The organism is Microbacterium sp. SS28 (assembly GCF_022761035.1).
Taxonomy (GTDB): Bacteria; Actinomycetota; Actinomycetes; order Actinomycetales; family Microbacteriaceae; genus Microbacterium.
Window position 1 is genome coordinate 231,831 of the sequence record NZ_JAKWJP010000006.1, and the last position, 19,487, is coordinate 251,317.

At 71.0% G+C, this 19,487-nt stretch carries 15 protein-coding genes; 7 read left to right on the forward strand and 8 right to left on the reverse strand.

Going from position 1 to position 19,487, the window contains the following annotated elements; translation table 11 throughout:
• Positions 1-16 precede the first annotated feature (16 nt).
• On the forward strand, positions 17-3,733 hold the full coding sequence (locus MJ607_RS17610) for a multifunctional oxoglutarate decarboxylase/oxoglutarate dehydrogenase thiamine pyrophosphate-binding subunit/dihydrolipoyllysine-residue succinyltransferase subunit (RefSeq protein WP_243076914.1): 3,717 nt from the start codon (positions 17-19) through the stop codon (positions 3,731-3,733).
• Here MJ607_RS17610 and MJ607_RS17615 read toward each other — a convergent pair.
• The 3 genes from MJ607_RS17615 to MJ607_RS17625 form a co-directional block, all read right to left on the reverse strand.
• On the reverse strand, positions 3,708-5,063 hold the full coding sequence (locus MJ607_RS17615; protein WP_243076915.1) for an APC family permease: 1,356 nt from the start codon (positions 5,061-5,063) through the stop codon (positions 3,708-3,710). The two genes, MJ607_RS17610 and MJ607_RS17615, sit on opposite strands and share 26 nt — an antisense overlap.
• Before the next feature lie 98 nt (positions 5,064-5,161).
• Positions 5,162-6,718, reverse strand: a complete 1,557-nt coding sequence (locus MJ607_RS17620; RefSeq protein WP_243076916.1) for a glycerol-3-phosphate dehydrogenase/oxidase — start codon at positions 6,716-6,718, stop codon at positions 5,162-5,164.
• Entirely contained in the window at positions 6,715-7,314 is a 600-nt protein-coding gene (locus MJ607_RS17625; protein ID WP_243076917.1) for a TetR/AcrR family transcriptional regulator, read from the reverse strand. The genes MJ607_RS17620 and MJ607_RS17625 overlap by 4 nt, the downstream gene beginning before the upstream one ends.
• Positions 7,315-7,349: 35 nt before the next feature.
• Between MJ607_RS17625 and MJ607_RS17630 the strand changes: the two genes are divergently transcribed.
• Together MJ607_RS17630 and MJ607_RS17635 are read left to right on the forward strand one after the other, a co-directional pair.
• The gene (locus MJ607_RS17630) at positions 7,350-8,984 is read left to right on the forward strand and encodes an FAD-binding oxidoreductase (RefSeq protein WP_243076918.1); all 1,635 of its coding nucleotides are present in this window, start codon (positions 7,350-7,352) and stop codon (positions 8,982-8,984) included.
• The gene (locus tag MJ607_RS17635; RefSeq protein WP_243076919.1) at positions 8,981-9,886 is read left to right on the forward strand and encodes a diacylglycerol kinase; all 906 of its coding nucleotides are present in this window, start codon (positions 8,981-8,983) and stop codon (positions 9,884-9,886) included. The genes MJ607_RS17630 and MJ607_RS17635 overlap by 4 nt, the downstream gene beginning before the upstream one ends.
• A gap of 56 nt (positions 9,887-9,942) precedes the next feature.
• Here the strand turns inward: MJ607_RS17635 and MJ607_RS17640 are convergent, their stop codons facing one another.
• Complete coding sequence (locus MJ607_RS17640) at positions 9,943-10,185, reverse strand: alpha-ketoglutarate decarboxylase (protein ID WP_243076920.1); 243 nt, start codon at positions 10,183-10,185, stop codon at positions 9,943-9,945.
• On the reverse strand, positions 10,182-10,889 hold the full coding sequence (locus MJ607_RS17645; RefSeq protein WP_279234815.1) for a sigma-70 family RNA polymerase sigma factor: 708 nt from the start codon (positions 10,887-10,889) through the stop codon (positions 10,182-10,184). Before MJ607_RS17645 ends, MJ607_RS17640 begins: the two co-directional genes overlap by 4 nt.
• A gap of 49 nt (positions 10,890-10,938) precedes the next feature.
• On the opposite strand from MJ607_RS17645, the gene aroA reads away from it, so the two are divergent.
• From aroA to bcp, 3 genes are all read left to right on the forward strand, one after another.
• On the forward strand, positions 10,939-12,315 hold the full coding sequence (gene aroA / locus MJ607_RS17650) for a 3-phosphoshikimate 1-carboxyvinyltransferase (RefSeq protein WP_243076922.1): 1,377 nt from the start codon (positions 10,939-10,941) through the stop codon (positions 12,313-12,315).
• On the forward strand, positions 12,312-13,355 hold the full coding sequence (rsgA, locus tag MJ607_RS17655; protein WP_243076923.1) for a ribosome small subunit-dependent GTPase A: 1,044 nt from the start codon (positions 12,312-12,314) through the stop codon (positions 13,353-13,355). The genes aroA and rsgA overlap by 4 nt, the downstream gene beginning before the upstream one ends.
• 177 nt (positions 13,356-13,532) lie before the next feature.
• Complete coding sequence (gene bcp / locus MJ607_RS17660) at positions 13,533-14,006, forward strand: thioredoxin-dependent thiol peroxidase (protein WP_243076924.1); 474 nt, start codon at positions 13,533-13,535, stop codon at positions 14,004-14,006.
• A 138-nt stretch (positions 14,007-14,144) separates the two neighbouring features.
• On the opposite strand, the gene MJ607_RS17665 is transcribed toward bcp, so the two are convergent.
• A complete protein-coding gene (locus MJ607_RS17665; RefSeq protein ID WP_243076925.1) occupies positions 14,145-16,535 on the reverse strand; it encodes a chromosome segregation ATPase in 2,391 nt (796 codons plus the stop codon).
• Positions 16,536-16,968: 433 nt separating this feature from the next.
• A complete protein-coding gene (locus MJ607_RS17670) occupies positions 16,969-17,370 on the reverse strand; it encodes a histidine kinase (RefSeq protein ID WP_243076926.1) in 402 nt (133 codons plus the stop codon).
• 254 nt (positions 17,371-17,624) lie between these two features.
• Here MJ607_RS17670 and MJ607_RS17675 point away from each other — a divergent pair, with 254 nt between their 5' ends.
• Complete coding sequence (locus tag MJ607_RS17675) at positions 17,625-17,873, forward strand: WhiB family transcriptional regulator (RefSeq protein WP_243076927.1); 249 nt, start codon at positions 17,625-17,627, stop codon at positions 17,871-17,873.
• A gap of 123 nt (positions 17,874-17,996) precedes the next feature.
• On the opposite strand, the gene MJ607_RS17680 is transcribed toward MJ607_RS17675, so the two are convergent.
• Positions 17,997-19,481 carry a sensor histidine kinase gene (locus tag MJ607_RS17680; protein ID WP_243076928.1) on the reverse strand — a complete coding sequence of 495 codons (1,485 nt, stop codon included), beginning with the start codon at positions 19,479-19,481 and terminating at the stop codon, positions 17,997-17,999.
• Positions 19,482-19,487 lie beyond the last annotated feature (6 nt).

Genomic DNA, 19,487 nt, shown 5'->3' on the forward strand with positions numbered 1-19,487 from the left:
AAGCAGGCGATCCAGCGTGTCGAGCCAGGTGACGGGTCTCGGGGTTTCGAACGAAGGCGAGTTCGGAGCCAACGAATGGCTTGTCGAGGAACTGTACGAGCAGTTCACAATCGACCGGAACTCCGTCGACAAGGCGTGGTGGCCCATCCTCGAGGCCTACCACCCCGCGAACGGGACGCCGGCACCGGCCGCCCCCGCCGCACCAGCGACGCCCGTCTCGGAGGCCGCCTCCCCCGGCGCGACCACCGTCTCGGAGCCGCGGCCTGTCACGGCTCCGATCCCCGTGATCGGCGCGCAGCCCGTCGCGCGGACGACGGCCAAGCCCGCGGCGACCCAGCCGATCCCGGCGCAGGCGCCCGCGGTCGTGCCGTCCACGGGTGAGGCGTCGAGCGAAGAGGACCAGGTCACCGTCCTGCGCGGCATGACCAAGACGCTCGCCGCCAACATGGACGAGTCGCTCACGGTCCCCACCGCGACGAGCGTGCGCACGGTCCCCGCGAAGCTCATGATCGACAACCGGATCGTGATCAACAACCACATGGCCCGCACCCGCGGCGGCAAGGTGAGCTTCACGCACCTCATCGGGTGGGCGATCATCCGGGCGCTCAAGGAGTTCCCGAGCCAGAACGTGTTCTACGCCGAGGTCGACGGCAAGCCGTCGGTCGTCGCGCCCGCGCACATCAACCTCGGCATCGCGATCGACCTCCCCAAGCCCGACGGCACGCGCGCCCTCATGGTGCCGAGCATCAAGCGCGCCGACACCCTCACGTTCGGCGAGTTCCTCGCCTCGTATGAGGACCTCATCACGCGCGCCCGCGGCGGCAAGCTGACCGGTGCGGACTTCCAGGGGACGACGATCTCGCTCACCAACCCGGGCGGCATCGGCACGGTGCACTCCGTCCCCCGCCTCATGAAGGGTCAGGGATGCATCGTCGGCGCCGGCGCGCTGGAGTATCCCGCCGAGTTCCAGGGGTCGAGCGAGAAGACCCTCGTCGAGCTCGGCATCGGCAAGACGATCACGCTCACGAGCACCTACGACCACCGCGTCATCCAGGGTGCAGGCTCGGGCGAGTTCCTCAAGAAGGTGCACGAGCTGCTCATCGGCCAGCGCCGCTTCTACGAGGACATCTTCGCGGCGCTGCGCATCCCGTACGCGCCGATCCACTGGGCGAGCGACATCAACGTCGACCTCGCCGAGCGCGTCGACAAGACGGCCCGTGTGCAGGAGCTCATCAACTCGTTCCGCGTGCGCGGCCACCTCATGGCCGACATCGACCCGCTCGAGTACGTGCAGCGGACGCACCCCGACCTCGAGATCGAGCAGCACGGCCTGACCTTCTGGGACCTCGACCGCGAATTCGTCACGGGCGGCTTCGGCGGCAAGCGCATCATGAAGCTGCGCGACATCCTCGGCGTCCTCCGCGACTCGTACTGCCGCACAGCGGGCATCGAGTACATGCACATCCAGGACCCCGGGCAGCGCGCGTGGTTCCAGGAGCACGTCGAGGTCAAGTACCAGAAGCCCGGCCACGACGAGCAGCTCCGCATCCTGTCGAAGCTCAACCAGGCCGAGGCGTTCGAGACCTTCCTGCAGACGAAGTACGTCGGCCAGAAGCGCTTCAGCCTCGAGGGCGGAGAGTCCCTCATCCCGCTGCTCGACGAGATCCTCCAGGGCGCGGCGCAGGCGGGCCTCGACGGCGCCGCGATCGGGATGGCGCACCGCGGCCGGCTCAACGTGCTGACGAACATCGCGGGCAAGACGTACGGCCAGGTGTTCCGCGAGTTCGAGGGCGCCGTCGCCGTCGGCAGCAAGAGCGGGTCGGGCGACGTCAAGTACCACCTCGGCACCGAGGGCACCTTCGTCGATGACCGCGGCGAAGAGCTCCCCGTCCTGCTCGCGGCGAACCCGTCGCACCTCGAGACCGTCGACGGCGTGCTCGAGGGCATCGTCCGCGCCAAGCAGGACCGCAAGCCGATCGGCACGTTCACCTGGCTGCCCATCCTCGTCCACGGCGACGCGGCCTTCGCGGGCCAGGGCGTCGTCGTCGAGACGCTTCAGATGTCGCAGCTGCGCGGCTACCGCACGGGCGGCACGATCCACGTCGTCGTCAACAACCAGGTCGGCTTCACGACGATCCCCGTCGACAGCCGCACGTCGATCTACGCGACCGACGTCGCCAAGACGATCCAGGCGCCGATCTTCCACGTGAACGGCGACGACCCCGAAGCCGTCGTCCGCGTCGCGCAGCTGGCCTTCGCGTACCGCGAGGAGTTCCACCGCGACGTCGTGATCGACGTCGTCTGCTACCGCCGCCGCGGGCACAACGAGGGCGACGACCCCTCGATGACGCAGCCGCTCATGACGAACCTCATCGAGGCCAAGCGCTCCGTGCGCCGCCTGTACGTCGAAGCCCTCGTCGGCCGCGGCGACATCACGGAAGAGGAGTACGAGAAGGCGAAGCTCGACTTCCAGAACGGACTCGAGATCGCGTTCGCCGAGACGCACGCGGCCGAGACCGGCACGAACCCCGTCATCTCCGCCGCGCAGGCCGACGAGCCCGTGCACGGAACGCCCGAGACCACCGGCGTGCCCGCCGAGGTCGTCCGCCTCATCGGCGACGCGTTCGTCAACAAGCCCGACGGCTTCACGGTGCACGCGAAGCTGCAGCAGCTGCTCGACAAGCGCCTCGACATGAGCCGCAACGGCGGGATCGACTGGGCGTTCGGCGAGCTGCTCGCATTCGGGTCGCTGCTCCTCGAGGGCACGAACGTGCGACTCGCGGGCCAGGACTCGCGACGCGGCACTTTCGTGCAGCGTCACTCGGTGCTGCACGACCGCGCGAACGGTCAGGAGTGGATCCCGCTCTCGAACCTCGCCGAGAGCCAGGCGCGATTCTGGGTCTACGACTCGCTGCTCAGCGAGTACGCCGCGATGGCGTTCGAGTACGGCTACTCGGTCGAGCGGCCCGACTCGCTCGTGCTGTGGGAGGCGCAGTTCGGCGACTTCGCGAACGGCGCGCAGTCGGTCATCGACGAGTACATCTCGGCCGCCGATCAGAAGTGGGGCCAGCAGTCGAGCGTCGTGCTGCTGCTCCCCCACGGCTACGAGGGCCAGGGCCCCGACCACTCGTCGGCGCGCATCGAGCGCTATCTGCAGATGTGCGCACAGGACAACATGACGGTCGCCCGGCCTTCGACGCCCGCGTCGTACTTCCACCTCCTCCGCCGCCAGGCCTACGCGCGTCCGCGCCGCCCGCTCGTCGTCTTCACGCCGAAGGCGATGCTCCGGCTGCGCGGCGCGACGAGCAAGGTCGAGGACTTCGTGAACGGCACCTTCCAGCCCGTGCTGGACGACGACCGCGCCCTCGACAAGTCGGCCGTCAAGCGCGTGCTGCTGCACGCGGGCAAGATCCACTGGGATCTGCGCGCCGAGCTCGAGAAGAACCCGAACCCCGAGATCGCGCTGGTCCGCCTCGAGCAGTACTACCCGGCGCCCATCGCCGAGCTCAACGCGGTCATCGACAGCTACCCGAACGCCCAGCTCTACTGGGTGCAGGACGAGCCCGAGAACCAGGGTGCGTGGCCGTTCATCGCGCTTGAGGTCGTCAAGCACCTGCACGGCCGGACGATCCGCCGCATCTCGCGCAGCGCCGCGGCATCGCCCGCGACCGGCTCGCCCAAGGTGCACGCCGTCGAGCACGCGAAGCTCATGCAGAAGGCGCTGACTCTGTAGTCCGCTCCTGCGTCGTCGCGGGCCGCGTCCGGTTCTTCGGGCGCGGCCCGCGGCGTTGTGCCGCGCGTCCTCGAGCGCGGCGCACGAGGGTCACGACGACGGCGGCCGCGGCGAGCAGTGCCGCGGGCAGCAGCGAGCCGATCGCGAGGACGAGCATGCCCGCGCACAGCACCGCCGCGACGACGGCGAGCCACCAGCCGAGTGTCCCGCGCTCGAGCAGGCGCACGGCGGCGATCATGCCGAGGGTGTAGATCGCGACCATGCTGCTCGTGTGCACGAGGATGAACGGCGTCAGGTCGAGCCCCGACGCGACCATGAGCGCGAAGTAGCCGAGCGCGACGACGCCTGTCAGGGCGAGGGCGCGCCGGGCGACGCCGCCCGCCTCGACGCCCTTCGCGAACCACCGCGGCAGGTCGCGATTGGCGGCGAGGGATGCCCCGAGCTTGGCGAACGCAGCGAGATACGCGTTCATCACCCCGAGCGCGACGATCGCGGCGATGATCCCGACGGCGGGAGCGCCGAGGTCGGGCGAGCCGAGGCGCGCGAGCTCGAGGAGCGGAACCTGCCCCTCGCCCGCCGCGGATCCGAGCGCGCCGACCGTCACGATCTGCAGGACGAGGTAGCACGCACCCGTCACGACGAGCGCGATGGCGGTCGCGAGCGGGATCGCGCGCCGCGGGTCGCGGAACTCGCCCGAGATGTGAGTGCCGACCTCCCACCCCGCGAAGGCCCACACGAAGAGGCTGATCGCCGTGCCGACGCCCGCCCAGCCGTGGGGCAGGAAGGGCGTGAAGCTCGGGGCCTCGACGGCGGGCGCGGCGAGCGCGACGACCGCCACGACGACGGCGAGCAGGAGCGCCGTGAGGACGAATTGGATGCCGCCCGCGACCCGCACCCCGAAGGCGTTGACGAGGAACGGGGGCACGAAGATCGCGGCCGCGATGACGGGGACCATCGCGTGATCGATGCCCGCGACGGCCGCGACGTACTCGGCCCCGAGCACCGCCACGACGGGGGCGCCCGCGCACACGCCGAACATGAACCAGTACCCGGCCATCCGCGCCGCCGTGTCGCCGAGTGCGCGTCGCACGTAGCTCGCGACACCACCGGGATCGGGATATCGCGCCGCGAGCACCGCGAATGTGCCGGCGAGCGGCACCGAGAGGACGAGCACCGCGAGGACCGCGACGATGCTCGCGGGCCCCGCGACCTCGGCGGCGAGCCCCGGGAGCACGAGCAGGCCCGTCCCGAGCACCGACGCGATATACAGGGCCGTGCCCTGGACGAGTCCGAGCCTGCCGTGGCTCGTGACAGGCGAGGAGGATGTCACCGGTCCATTCTGATGTGGGCCTCCGACGCCCACGAGCTGGCGGTCAGCCGCCGCACCGCGGAATCCTGCCAACGTCGCCGCGCCTGCGCGCGCGAGGGTCAGGCGGGCTCGACGCCCGCCCGCGCGAAGGCGGCGGCCGCGGCATCCGTCGACTGCTCCCGATCGGAGGCGACGAGGCCGAGCCGCGTGCGGCGGTCGAGCAGGTCGTCCACCGTGAGGGCGCCCTCGACGGCGACGCCCCAGTGCAGCTCCTGCGCCGTGACGCCGCGCGCCGCGGGCGGACCGTCGGGCAGCGCGGCCGTGAAGGGCGCCTCTGCACCGAAGCGCCGGACGAGCCGTCCGGGCGCCGCGATCTCGTGCAGCCGGTGCCGCGGCCACGCCCCCACGAGGGGGAGGCTCCGCGTGACGGAGGGCCGGGCGGTCGGCAGGGCGCGGCGGCGCACGGCTTCGTCGATACCGTCCTGCGCCATGCGCCGGTAGGTCGTGAGCTTGCCTCCGACGACGCTCAGCACGCCGTCGGGCGACTCGAGGATCGCGTGCCGGCGCGACAGGTCGCTCGTCTCGTCGGCATCGTCGGCGGAGGTGAGCAGGGGCCGCAGCCCCGCGTAGGCGCCGAGCACGTCGTCGCGCGTGAGCGGCGCCGTCAGCACCGACCCCACGACCTCGAGGAGCATGTCGATCTCGGCCTCGGTCGGCTGCGGCACGTCGGGGATGGGCCCGTCGGCAGGGACGTCGGTGAGCCCGATGTAGGTGCGTCCATGCTGCGCCGGCAGGGTGAAGACGAAGCGGCTGCGCGAGCCGGGAACCGGCACCGTGAGCGAGACGTCCGATCCGCCCAGCCGTGCCGTGTCGACGACGAGGTGCGTGCCGCGGCTCGGACGCAGCCGCACGTCGGGGGCGAGCGCGCCCGCCCACACGCCCGTCGCGCTTACGACGGCCCGCGCCTGCACCGTGATCTCGTCACCCGTGAGCGTGTCGCGCAGGACCGCCGACTCGCCCGTCGCCTGCAACGCCTCGACGCGGGTGAGGACGGATGCCCCGTACCCCGCCGCCGTCCGGGCGACGGCGACAACGAGCCGGGCGTCGTCGATGAGCTGACCGTCCCAGCCGCGCATCGCACCGCGCAGATCGTCGTGGCGGACGGCTGGAGCGAGCCGGAGGGTCGCGGCCGGGCCGATCGGGCCGGGCGAGCGGAGGACGGCGTCGGGCGTGCCCACGAAGCGGCGCAGCGCGTCGCCCATCCCGTAGCCCGCGCCGATGAGGGCGCCGTGCGACACATGGCCCGGCGCGTAGAGGGGCAGCACCTGGGCGACAGCCCGCGTCAGGTGCGGTGCGAGCCGGGTCATGAGCAGGTGCCGCTCCGCCGCGCTCTCGTGCGCGATGCCGATCTGGCCCGACGCGAGGTAGCGCAGCCCGCCGTGCACGAGTTTCGAGCTCCAGCGGCTCGTGCCGTGCGCGAGATCGTGCCGCTCGACGAGCACCGTGCGCAGGCCGCGGCTCGCGGCATCCAGTGCGAGTCCCGCCCCCGTGATGCCGCCGCCGATGACGAGCACGTCGACGACGGGATCGTCGGCGAGACTCTCGAGCTCGCGCGTGCGCCGCGCGGCGCTGAGCGCCGACGACGACGGGGTCCGTCCCACGATGCGCGAGGTCATCTCGACTCCCCCAGATACCCGGCGAGCGCTGCGCGCAGTTCGCCGCTCCACGCGTCGCCGGCGAGCCACTCCGCGACGAGGGGCGCCGACTGGACGGCGGACTGCATGATGAGCAGCACCATCGCCGCGAGTGCCGCGGGCGCGCCCGCCCGCACGAAGCCGCGCTCCTGTCCGCGCGCGATCCGCGTCTCGAGCTCGGCATGCATCGCGCGCTGGCTCGTCCCCACCCGCGTCAGGATGTAGCGGCCGAAGAGCTCGGGGTCGGTCGTGCGCAGGCGATCGAGCAGGGGCATGCGCCGCATCCCGTCCGCCGTAGCGACGAGCAGCCCGACGAGCCCCTCGAGATCGTCCGGATCGTCGGTCCGCGGCGGCAGCGCCCCGACCAGCTCGCGCGTGATGAGGGCCGCGAAGACGGCGTGCGCGTCGGGCCAGTACCGGTACAGCGTCTGCCGCGAGACGCCCGCGCGGCGCGCGATGTCGGATGCCGTCGTCCGGCGGATGCCGTGGGCGAGCAGTTCCGCGAGCGCGGCGTCGAGCAGCACCGCCTCGGTCTCGGGAGTCCGCGAGGGTCGGGTGTCGATCGGCTTCACCGCCATGTGACAACCATACATAATGTGTCATACTGTCGCCCATGTCATCGCCGACTCCGACGCCGATCGCGATCGCCCTCCCGCCGCCTGCCGGCCGGTCCGATTGGGACGCCTGGGGCGACGAGCCTGCACGCCTCCCCGCCGGGGCACGGGCGATCGTCTCGACGCTCCTGCCGGGCAAGCCGCATCCCGTCCCACGCCGTAAGCGCCCCACGCTCACGGCCTCGCGCATCGCCGCCGACGACCTCTCCGCCCTCACGGACGCCGCAGGGCGCGCGACCGCCGACGACGACGTGCGGGTGCTGCACCTCGGCGGCAAGAGCACGCCCGACCTGCTCGCCCGCCGCACGGGCGAGCAGCAGGCCGCGCCCGACGCCGTCGTGTCGCCCGGCTCGCACGACGAGGTGCTCGCGGTGCTGCGGCTGTGCGCGGAGCGCGGCATCGCCGTCGTCCCCTTCGGCGGCGGCACGAGCGTCGTCGGCGGAGTCGACCCCGTGCGCGGGTCCCACGCGGCCATCATCGCGCTCGACCTGTCGCGCACGGCGGCGCTCATCACGCTCGACGAGGTCTCGCTGCTCGCGACCCTCGGCGCGGGGACGACGGGCCCGCAGGCCGAGGAGCTGCTCGGCGAGCGCGGTTTCACCCTCGGACACTTCCCGCAGAGCTTCCGGTACGCCTCGATCGGCGGATTCGCCGCGACCCGCTCGAGCGGGCAGGCCTCGCGCGGCTACGGCCGCTTCGACGACCTCGTGCACGCGCTGCGCGTCGCGACGCCCGCGGGCGAGCTGCGGCTCGGGCGCGCTCCCGCGAGCGCCGCAGGACCCGACCTCCGGCAGCTCTTCCTCGGCTCGGAGGGCGCCTTCGGGGTGCTCACCGAGGTCACGGTGCGCATCCGCCCCGTCCCCGCCGCGACGGCGTACGGCGCGTGGACCTTCCCTGACTTCACGTCGGGCGCCGCGGCCCTCCGGTCGGCGACGCAGCGCGGCATCCGTCCCACTGTCCTGCGGCTCAGTGACGAGACGGAGACGCGCGTCAACGCCGCCCTCGGCGGCCACCTCACACGCATGCGCGGAGTCCTGGCCGTCGCGACCTTCGAGGGCGAGTCGACCGCCGCGGCGGCTGAGACGCGCGCGACGCTGCACGACGTGTTCCGCAGCCACGGCGCCCGCTCGCGCGGCGAGGAGCCGGCCCGATCCTGGGAGCGCGGACGCTTCGCCTCGCCGGCACTGCGCGACACGCTGCTCGACATCGGGGTCCTCGCCGAGACGCTCGAGACCGCCACGACATGGGCGCAGCTGCCCGAGCTCAAGCGGTCGGTCACGGCGGCCCTCACCGACCGCCTCACGGCCGAGGGCACCAAGCCGCTCGTCCTGTGTCACATCTCGCACGTCTACCCCGCGGGCGCCTCGCTGTACTTCACCGTCGTGGCCGCGCTCACCGCCGATCCCGCGGCGCAATGGCAGGGGGCGAAGGACGCCGCGTCCCGCGCCATCGGCGAAGCGGGCGGCACGATCACCCACCATCACGCCGTCGGCCGCGACCACCTCCCGTACCTCGAGGACGAGATCGGACCGCTCGGGATCGCGGTGCTCCGCGCCGTCAAGGACACCCTCGACCCGACCGGGATCATGAACCCCGGCGTGCTCGTCGAGGCGCCCGGCCCGGTGGCCGGGTGAGTGTCACCCTGCTCCTCAACCCCGCGGCGCGCACGGGCGCGCACACGGGCGCCGCGACGCGCGCCGCCGAGCGGCTGCGCGAGCACGGCCTCCGGACGACGATCGTGAGCGGGGGAAGCGCCGCCGAGTCCGCCGCGCTCCTGCGCACTGCGATAGAGCTCGGCACGGACGCCGTCGTCGTCGCGGGCGGCGACGGCACGGTCGGCCTCGCGGTGCAGGAGCTCGCGGGGACCGGCGTCCCGCTCGGCATCGTGCCCTCGGGGACGGGCAACGACTTCGCGGGGGCGCTCGGCCTGCGCGAGCTCGACGCCGACGCGGCCGCCGACCTCGTGATCGGCGGTGAGACGCGCACCGTCGACCTCGCCCGAATCACGCGAGAGGACGGCTCGACCCGCCACTTCGCGTCGGTGCTCGCGAGCGGCTTCGACTCGAAGGTCAACGACCGTGCGAACGCCATGACGTGGCCTCGGGGCGGCTCGCGCTACACGATCGCGATCCTCCTGGAGTTCCTGCGGCTGCGCGGCATCCCGTTCCAGCTCGAGCTGACGCTCGCGGACGGCACGCTCGAGCGCATCGACGGCGACCTCGTGATGGCGACCGTCGGCAATACGAGCATGTACGGCGGCGGCATCCCGATCTGCCCCGACGCCGACCCCTCGGACGGCCTGCTCGATGTGACGCTCGTGCGCCCCGCGGGGCGCCTGCGGCTCGCCCGTCTGCTCCCCCGCGCCTACCGCGGGACGCACACGGTCCTCGACGAGGTGGTGACGCGGCGCGTCACGCGCATCAGGATCGCCTCGCCCGGCGTGACGGCGTACGCGGACGGCGATCCCGTCGGTGCGCTGCCGCTCACGATCGACGTCGTGCCGGGCGCGCTCTCGGTCTTCGCGAAGAAGGTCTGAGAGGGCGACCGCTCAGCGCCAGGTGGATCGGCGCTCGAGACGGACCGCCGTCCGCGTCAGTGCGACGCCTGCACCTCGCGGATGCGGGCGAGCACGACGTCACGCAGCTCCTCGGGAGCTGCTTCCTTGCAGGCCCGCGCGACGACATCCGTCAGCGTCCGTGCGACGAGGGCCTCGTCGCTGCACTCCGCGCAGTTCTCCAGGTGCTCGGCGATGTCGGAGTGCTGCGTCTTGCACACTTCGTGCCGCAGGTACTCCTCGAGGTCGCGCCGCGCCTTCTCGCAGCCGCAATCGGTCATCTCGTGCTCCTCGGTGCGGCCTTCGCGCCGCGCTCTTTTGCGGACGCGGTGTCGATGCCGCGCTCCTTCGCGTAGTCGGCGAGCAGTTCACGAAGCATCCGTCTGCCGCGATGCAGACGGCTCATGACCGTGCCGATGGGGGTCTTCATGATGTCGGCGATCTCCTGGTAGGCGAAGCCCTCGACGTCCGCGAGGTACACCGCCAGCCGGAAGTCCTCCGGGATGGCCTGCAGGGCGTCTTTCACGACGGATGCCGGCATCCGATCGATCGCCTCGGCCTCCGCGGATCGGCTGCTCGTGGCCGTGGTCGACTCGGCGCCGCCGAGCTGCCAGTCCTCGAGCTCGTCGATCGTGCCCTGATAGGGCTCGCGCTGCTTCTTGCGGTACGTGTTGATGTACGCATTCGTGAGGATGCGGTACAGCCACGCCTTGAGGTTCGTGCCCTGCGTGAAGGTCTTCCACGAGGCGAACGCCTTGACGAAGGTCTCCTGCACGAGGTCTGCCGCGTCGGCGGGATTGCGCGTCATGCGCATCGCCGCGGCGTAGAGCTGGTCCATGTAGGGCAGCGCCTGCTCCTCGAACTGCGTACGAGGATCCGTCTCGGCCTGGGCCTGGGCCTGATCGTTCATCACGCGCCAGTCTATGCCGGGGGCGTCCCAGGCCTCTGGCGCACCGATATCGACGCGATCGAGTGTGGCGATCATGGGCTCCTCTGAGGGGGTTTGCGCGAGGCGTTCAGTAGGGTAGAAACCGATGACCGGCGACGTGTATTCCCCCGTTCCTCCGCGCGGTGTGCGCGGCCACTGGCACGCGCCTGTCGCGAGCGGCCCGCTGAGCGCCTCCGTGACGGTGCCAGGCTCGAAATCGCTCACCAATCGGGAGCTCATCCTCGCGTCGCTCGCCGACGGTCCGAGCCGTCTCTGCTCGCCCCTGCACTCCGAGGATTCGCAGCGCATGATCGAGGCGCTGCAGTCGCTCGGCGTCACGATCACGCCCGAGGAGGGCGCCGGTCCGTTCGGTCCCGACCTCCTCGTGACCCCGCGCTGGCCCCTGCGCGGCGGCGGCGTCGTGGACTGCGGCCAGGCCGGCACCGTCATGCGGTTCGTCGCGGGTCTCGCGGGCTTCGCCGACGGCGAGGTCACGATCACGGCGCACGAGACTGCGCTGCACCGCCCCATGGGCGCCATGATCAAGGCGCTCCGCGACGTCGGCGTCGACATCGACGACGGCGGCCACTGGGCCCTCCCCTTCTCGGTGCGCGGCCACGGACATGTCCGCGGCGGCGAGGTCGTGATCGACGCGAGCGCCTCGAGCCAGTTCGTGTCGGGACTGCTGCTCGCGGCTCCGCGCTTCGACGTCGGGCTGCACCTCATCCACCGCGGCGAGCGGCTGCCGAGCATGCCGCACATCGACATGACGGTCGAGGCGCTGTCGCACCGCGGCGTGCACGTCGAGCGGCCGACGGCGGGCGAATGGGTCGTCCCGGCGGGTCCCCTGCGCGGCAAGGACATCGCGATCGAGCCCGACCTGTCCAACGCCGCACCGTTCCTCGCGGCGGCGATGGTCGTCGGCGGCTCCGTCTCGGTGCCGGGCTGGCCCGCGCACTCGACGCAGCCGGGTGCGATGCTCGGCGACATCCTCTCCCTCATGGGCGCCCGCGTCGCCAGGCGCGGCGGCGCGCTCACGGTGACGGGCGGCGCGAACGGCATCCAGGGCGTCGACCTCGACCTCTCGGCCGCCGGCGAGCTCACTCCGACGATCGTGGGCCTCGCGGCCTTCGCCGACAGCCCGACGACGCTCTACGGCATCGGGCACATCCGCGGCCACGAGACCGACCGCATCGCGGCTCTCGTGAGCGAGCTGCGCGCCCTCGGCGGCCACGCGGAAGAGCTGCCCGACGGCATCCGCATCTTCCCCCGCCCGCTCCAGGGCGGCCGCTGGCGCGCACACCACGACCACCGCCTCGCGACGACGGGCGCCCTCGTGGGCCTCGCCGTCCCGGGCGTCGAGATCGACGACATCGGCACGACCGCCAAGACGATGCCCGAGTTCCCGCAGCTGTGGCAGCGCATGCTCGAGGGCGGATCCGACGGCGCGACCCCGCGCCCGGAGGCCCTGCAGGCATCGTGAGCTGGCTGGACGACTCCGACGACGACGACGACGAGTTCGACGAAGCCGACGTCCGGGTCCGTCCCAACCCCAAGGCCAACCGCCCCCGCACCAAGAGGCGTCCGGCCCACTCCGACGCCGAGATCGCGCGCGTCCTGGGCGTCGACCGAGGCCGCTACGCGGTCCTCGTCGCGGAGGACACGGATGCCGAGCACGAGGCCGTCGCGATGCGCGCGCGCGAGCTGCGCAAGCAGCCCATCGTGACGGGAGATCTCGCACGGGTCGTGGGCGACTCCTCGGGCGACGAGGGCACGCTCGGACGCATCGTCGGGATCGAGCCGCGGTCCTCTCTCCTGCGCCGCAGCGCGGACGACACCGACCAGGTGGAGCGCGTCGTGGTCGCCAACGCCGACCAGATGCTCGTCGTCGTCGCGGCGGCCGACCCCGAGCCGCGGCCGCGGCTCGTGGACCGGTACCTCGTCGCGGCGCTCGATGCCGGCATCCGTCCCCTCCTGGTCGTGACCAAGACCGACCTCACCGACCCCGCCTCCTTCCTCGCGCACTTCGACGGCCTCGATCTCGAGGTCTTCACGAGCGCACGCGAGGAGATGCCGATCGAGCGCATCGGCGCGGCCCTCGTCGGGCACTCGACGGTGTTCGTGGGGCATTCGGGCGTCGGCAAGTCGACGCTCGTGAACGCCCTCGTCCCGACGGCGCAGCGCGCGACAGGACACGTCAATGTCGTGACGGGGCGCGGGCGGCACACCTCGAGCTCGACGGTCTCGCTGCGCTACCGCGGCGAAGGCGGCGGCGGGTGGGTCATCGACACGCCGGGCGTCCGGTCATTCGGCCTCGGCCACGTCGACCCGGCCAACATCCTGCGCGCCTTCACCGAGCTCGCCGAGATCGCCGAGGAGTGCCCGCGCGGCTGCACGCATCTGCCCGACGCCCCCGACTGCGCCATCATCGAGGCCCGCGACGAGGGCCGCCTCGGCCCGCGCGGCGCAGCCCGGCTGGACTCGCTGCAGCGGCTGCTGCTGACCTTCGCCGACAAGGCGTGACCTGATCGCCCTCGCGCCCGACTTACGCCCCACCCGCTCCCCCGCTCCCCCGCTCCCGCTCTCCAGCCCCGCCCTATTCGGATCGTTCTACGGGATTCGGATGCTTCGACCCACGGCATCCGAATCTCGTAGAACCGTCCGATCTCGGTACTGTCGCGGCGACCCTAGGCTGGAGGGATGACCTCCGCGCGCCTCGAACCCGGCCGCCTGGCCCCGGCCTTCACGCTCCTCGACCAGGACGAGCAGCCCGTGACGCTCCGAGACCTGCGCGGCGGGCCCGTGATCCTCTTCTTCTATCCCGAGGCCATGACGCCCGGGTGCACGAAGGAGGCGTGCGACTTCCGCGACAGCCTCGCGCCGCTGCAGGCCGCCGGCTACACGATCCTGGGCATCTCACGCGACGCGCCCGAGAAGCTCGCGCGCTTCCGCGAACGCGACGGCCTGACCTACGACCTCCTGAGCGACCCCGATCACAAGGTGCACGCGAAGTACGGCACGTGGGGCGACAAGATGAACTACGGCAAGGTCATCAAGGGCGTCATCCGCTCGACGTTCGTCTTGAACGAGAAGGGCCGCATCGAGCACGCCCTGTACAACGTGCGCGCAACCGGGCATGTCGCCCGGCTGCGCGCACTGTTGAAGGTCGGCTAGCAGCTGATCACTTGCTTCGTGGCGCGTCGGTGTCGAAAGCCACCCTCGGAATGCGAGGAGGCCCCAGGCTCTTGAGCCTGGGGCCTCCTCCGCGCGGATGGCGTTGTGTGGTCGGTCGTGATGGACCGATCCGAAGAGTCAGACCACGCAACCGCCCAGAGCGATCGTGCCGTCGATCGCCTTGATCTGGGTCTGGATGCTGCCGAGCTTGTCCTGCAGGACCTTCACGGTCGCCGCCTGGGCTGCGATCGCGTCCTTATTCGTCTTCTTCTGCGCCTGAAGGTCGCGGAGCACCCCCTGGGCGGCGGTGACCTGACTGTCGAGCGACGTCAGCTGGCCCTGCAATGCGGCCAGCTGAGCCTCACTCTCGGAGACCTCGGCGTTGAGCTTGTTCAGCTGTGCCAGCAGCGGAGCGACCCGGTTCTGCAGGTCGAGGACGGCAGCCTCGGCGGCCGTGATCTTGGTGTTGAGGTCGGTGAGCTGGGCGACCAGCGTGTTGATCTGGCCGTCGAGCTTGGCGATCTCGACCTCCTTGGCGCTCACGGCCGTGTTGGCGGCGTCCACCGCCGCCTGCAGGGCGGGCAGCTGGCCCCGAAGGGAGGTGATCTCCTCCTCCTGGGCGTGGACGGCCTGGGTGGCCGTGGCGAGCGCGTTCTGTGCCTTCACCAGGTCCGCCTTGCGGTCCGCGAGCACCGCCTGCTGGTCGGCGATCGCCTGCTTCGCGGCCTCGACACCCTCGGACAGTCCGGGGAGCGCGGCCTCGAGGTCGGCGACGACCTTCTCCTGATCGGTGACCTTGCTGTCCGCGAGGCTGACCGCGTCCTGCAGTGCCGGGAGCTGACCACTCAGCGCGTCGATCTCGCCCTGCTTGGTAGTGACCGCCCGGTTCGCGGTGGTCACCGCCGCCTGGAGGGCGGGGAGCTGGCCCTGCAGGGTCGCGATGCCATCCTGCTTCGCACCGACCGCGGCCTTGGCAGCGTCGAGAGTCGCCTGGAGCGGGGCGGCTTGCTTCTGCAAGTCGCTGCTCTGGGTCTGCTTGGCAAGCAGCTGGGCGTTCAGGTCGTTGACCTTGTTCTGCAGAGTCGCCAGGTCACCGGAGAGCCCTGCGATCAGCGTGGTCTGGTCGGTGATCTGGGCATCCACCGTCGCCAGCTGGGCTTGCTTGGCGGTGCGCTGCGCAATCAGCTCGCGTTTCTTGGACGAGTTTGACGTCTCGGGGAATTCCGCGATCTGAGCGGTGAGCGACGCGATGTCCGTCTCGAGACCCGTCTTCGTGGTCTGCAGGGCAGCCAGTTGGCCCTGCGCCTGGGTGAGCGCGGCCTGCTTGGTGGCGATCTGCGAGTCGACCTCAGCGATCTGGCCCTGCAGGCCAGCGATCTCGGTGTCGAGCTTGGCGATGGCGGCCTGGTTCGCGGCGAGCGCAGTGGAGGCGGTCTTCTCGGCCGTCTGCAGCGTGGCGAGCTCGCCCTGCGCCTGGGTGATCTCCGTGTTCTTGGCGGCCACCGCGGCGTCAGCGCCCTTCGCGGCGTCCTGCAGCGTGACCAGCTCGCCCTGCGCCTGGGTGATAGCCGCCTGCTTGGTGGTCACGGCGGCGGCTGCAACCTTGGCTGCCGCCTGCAGGGATGCGAGGGTGTCCTGGGCGTCCGACACCTTTTCCAGCTGGGCATCCAGCTCGGCCTGAGCCGCGGCACCGCTGTTCTTCAGCTCCTCCAGCTTCGACTCCGCGTCGGTGACCGCGGTCGTGGCGGTGTCGACAGCGGTGGATGCGTTCTCGGCATTCGCCTTAAGGCTGACCAGCTCGCCCTGCGCTGCGGTGATCTCGGCGTTCTTGGTTGCGAAGGCCGCGTCAGCTGACGCGGCGGCCCCCTTCAGCGTGGTCAACTGGCCGTTCGCCATGGCGATGTCGGCGTTCTTCGCGTCGATCTGGCCCCTCAGGGCGTCTGCCTGCTTGCCCAGGTCCGCGGACTCGGCGCGCGCGCCGGCGAGCTGTTCCTGGAGCTCGCCGATCTGGGACTGAACGCCGCCCCGCTGCGACTTGAGGTCGGCGAGCGCCTTCTCGGTGTTGGAGATCTTGACGGCGACGACGGCCTGTTCGTCCGTAACGGAGGCCAGTTCGTCCTGGGTGGTCTTGAGGTCCGCGTCGAGCTTGGCGCTTTCCGCCTCGAGGACTGCGAGCTGCTGGTTGATCTGGTCGATCTGCAACTTGAGGTCGGCGCTCTGTGCCTGCAGGGCGGTGCGCTGCGCCGTCAGGGACGCGATCACGTCCGCGTTCTTCTTCGCCGCGGCCTTGAGCAGGTTCTCCTGCACCGCGCCGCGGTGGGCGAGCTGGTTCACGACTCCGTTGCAGATGCCTTTGGTGTCCGCGGGGTTGGTTCCCGCGAAGGCCGGGCTGCCGGCGAAGAGCATGCCGGCGAGGGTCGCCGGGAGCAGGATCGCCGCGGCGGCGCGACGACCGGGTGACGTCCACGGGGTGGCGGCTGCGGGGGCGACTGCGGCGTCCTTGCACGCAGTCTTGTTGATGCGGCGCATCGGGTGGTTCCTATCTTCTCTGTCGGGGTGGTTCGATGCCCGGCTGACCGTCGCATCGAATGCGGGGACTCTAACACTCTTCTAATTAAAAGTTAACGGCCTTTTCCCGAGCTGTTTTGGAGGCGCTATCAAGTAGCTAATGAGTGGATAAGGCCAAATAGAGTGGCCGCAAAAGTCCACGCGCACAGCCGCTTGGCCCTCACCGGACTGGGTGACTGGCGGACGCCGACGGTTACACGGCTTAGCAGCGAGCCCGCCCGGGCGATGACGGCACCGCTGTGAGCCCAGCAAGCAGGCGCGACGAACGCGCTTTCCCCATGGAATGCATTCCACTCCCCAGTGCATGCGCCGGTGGGGACGGCATTGTCCGCGACAGCCGGCACGCGATCCTAACTGGGGAATGACTCAGATGAGAAACCTCTCATCGAGCTGGCTACGGGTTCTCCGAATCGGCGTCCGCGGCATCCTTCCGCGCGTCCCGCGCAGCGAGCACGAGCAGCACGAGCACGAGGATCGCCGGGCCCGCGAGGGCGAGTGCCGTCAGGGGATGCGCGTACTCCCCCGTCGCCGCGCCGAGCGCGACGGCGACGATGAGCAGCTGGGCGACGATCCCGCCCGAACGGCCCCAGGACCGTCCCCGCCGCACGGCGACCCCGAACGCCACGAGGGCCGCAGCGCCCACGAACGTCAGCACGAGCAGCGCGATCGCACTCTCGACCGACCCCGTGTCGCCCGCCGTGAGCGCGGCGATCTGCCACGCCGCGATCCCCACGAGTGCGACGCCCTCGAGGATGAGAAGGACGGCGGCCGCGCGGGCCGGGGTTCTTGTTCGCATACTTCGACGGTTCCTCGGTCGTGGGACGGACGGCTTGTGCGGTTCCTCCATGCCGTGGAGGGAATGCCCAGCCAGTTCAACAGAATCGGGGGGCCTCAGGCCTTGATCGGGCACGGCTCGTCATGGGATCATAGGTGAAGCCGTGTGCTCCCACAGCGACGTGGGGCGAGCATCGCTCGCATCTCCCACAGGGTATCGGACCCGAATCCGGGCTCTGGAACACCCGACACTCTTCTGTCACAAGGAGCACAACCATGGATTGGCGCGACAAAGCCGCCTGCCTCACCGTCGACCCCGAACTGTTCTTCCCCGTGGGGAACACAGGGCCTGCCGTCGACCAGATCGAGAAGGCCAAGAGCGTCTGTGCCCGGTGCACGGTCACGGAGATCTGCTTGCAGTACGCGCTCGAGGCCGGTCAGGACTCCGGCGTGTGGGGCGGCCTCTCCGAGGACGAGCGCCGCGCCCTCAAGCGCCGCGCCGCGCGCGCCCGCCGCGCCAGCTGATCCACGCGATACGGGTCGGCGCCGTTCGACGGCGTCGACCCGAAGCATGTCAGAACACCTGCGCCGCGCACATCGACACGACCTGGTGGTTCCGGGATGCTTCGCCGAAGCATCCCGGATCCCTCACTTGACGCGCTCGATGTAGCGGAGCGGGATCTCGATCGTGACCTCGGTCCCGCTGCCCATGATCGTGTGCCAGTCGATCGTGCCGCCGAGCTCGCCCTGGATGAGGGTGCGCACGATCTGCGTACCCAGACCCCGGCCGACCTGACCCTCGGGCAGGCCTGAGCCGGTGTCGCGCACGCGCACCTCGAGGCTGTCGTCGGTGCGCTCGGCGATCACTTCGACATCGCCCTCCTGCCCCGCGAGTCCGTGCTCGACGGCGTTCGTGACGAGTTCGGTCAGCGCGAGTGCGAGCGGCGTCGCGTACTCGCTCGGAAGGATGCCGAAGCGGCCCGTCGTGCGCGTCCGCGCGCGCGTGTTCGGCGCTGCCGCGACCTCGGCGACGAGTTTGACGGCCCGGGTGAAGACGTCGTCGAAGTCGACGTTCTGAGCGAGGCCCTCCGAGAGCGTGTCGTGCACGACCGCGATCGCCGAGACGCGGCGCATCGCCTGCGTCAGCGCCTCGCGCGCCTCGTCGGTGTGCGAGCGCCGCGCCTGGATGCGCAGGAGGGACGCGACGGTCTGCAGGTTGTTCTTGACGCGGTGGTGGATCTCGCGGATCGTCGCGTCCTTGGTGATGAGCTCCTGCTCCTGGTGACGGATCTCGGTCACGTCGCGGCACAGCACGACGGCGCCGGTGCGGTTGCCGTGGTCGCGCAGCGGGATCGTCCGCAGGCTCACCGTCACGCCGCGGGACTCAAGGTCGGCACGCCAGGGTGCGCGCCCTGTCAGGACGACGGGAAGCGACTCGTCGAACTGGCGCTTCGCGGGCAGGATGCTCGTGACGACCTCCACGAGCGACTCGCCCTCGAGTTCGTCGTCGAAGCCCAGGCGGTTGAACGCCGAGAGCGCGTTGGGGCTCGCGAAGGTCGTGATGCCGTCGACATCGAGCCGGATGAGGCCGTCCGAGGCGCGTGGCGCACCGCGTCGCGGAGAGGTCGGAGCCGTGAGATCGGGGAATTCGCCCGAGGCGATCATGCCGAACAGCTCGTCGGCGCAGTCGTTGAACGTGATCTGCTGGCGCGACGGCGTGCGGGCCTCGCCGAGGTTCGTGTGGCGCGTCAGGACGCCGACCGCGTGCGGCTCCTCGCCCCTCCCGGTGCGCACGATGGGCACGGCGCGCACGCGCGTGGGAGTCTCTTCGAACCAGTCCGGCGACGCGGAGTCGATGATGCGCCCCGTCTGGAAGGCGTCCCGCACCTGCGTCCGCCACTGCGGCCGCACGCGATCCGAGACGATGTCGCGGTAGAAGAGCGTCGCCGCGCCGCTCGGGCGGGTGTGCGCGACGGCGATGAAGGAGTCGTCAGCCGTCGGCACCCAGATCACGATGTCGGCGAAGGCGAGGTCGGCGAGCAGCTGGCCGTCGCCGGCCAGCCGGTGCAGCCACTCCACGTCCGCTTCGCTGGATCGGCCTTGGGCATACACGAGATCGCTGAGGGTCGACACCTGTTC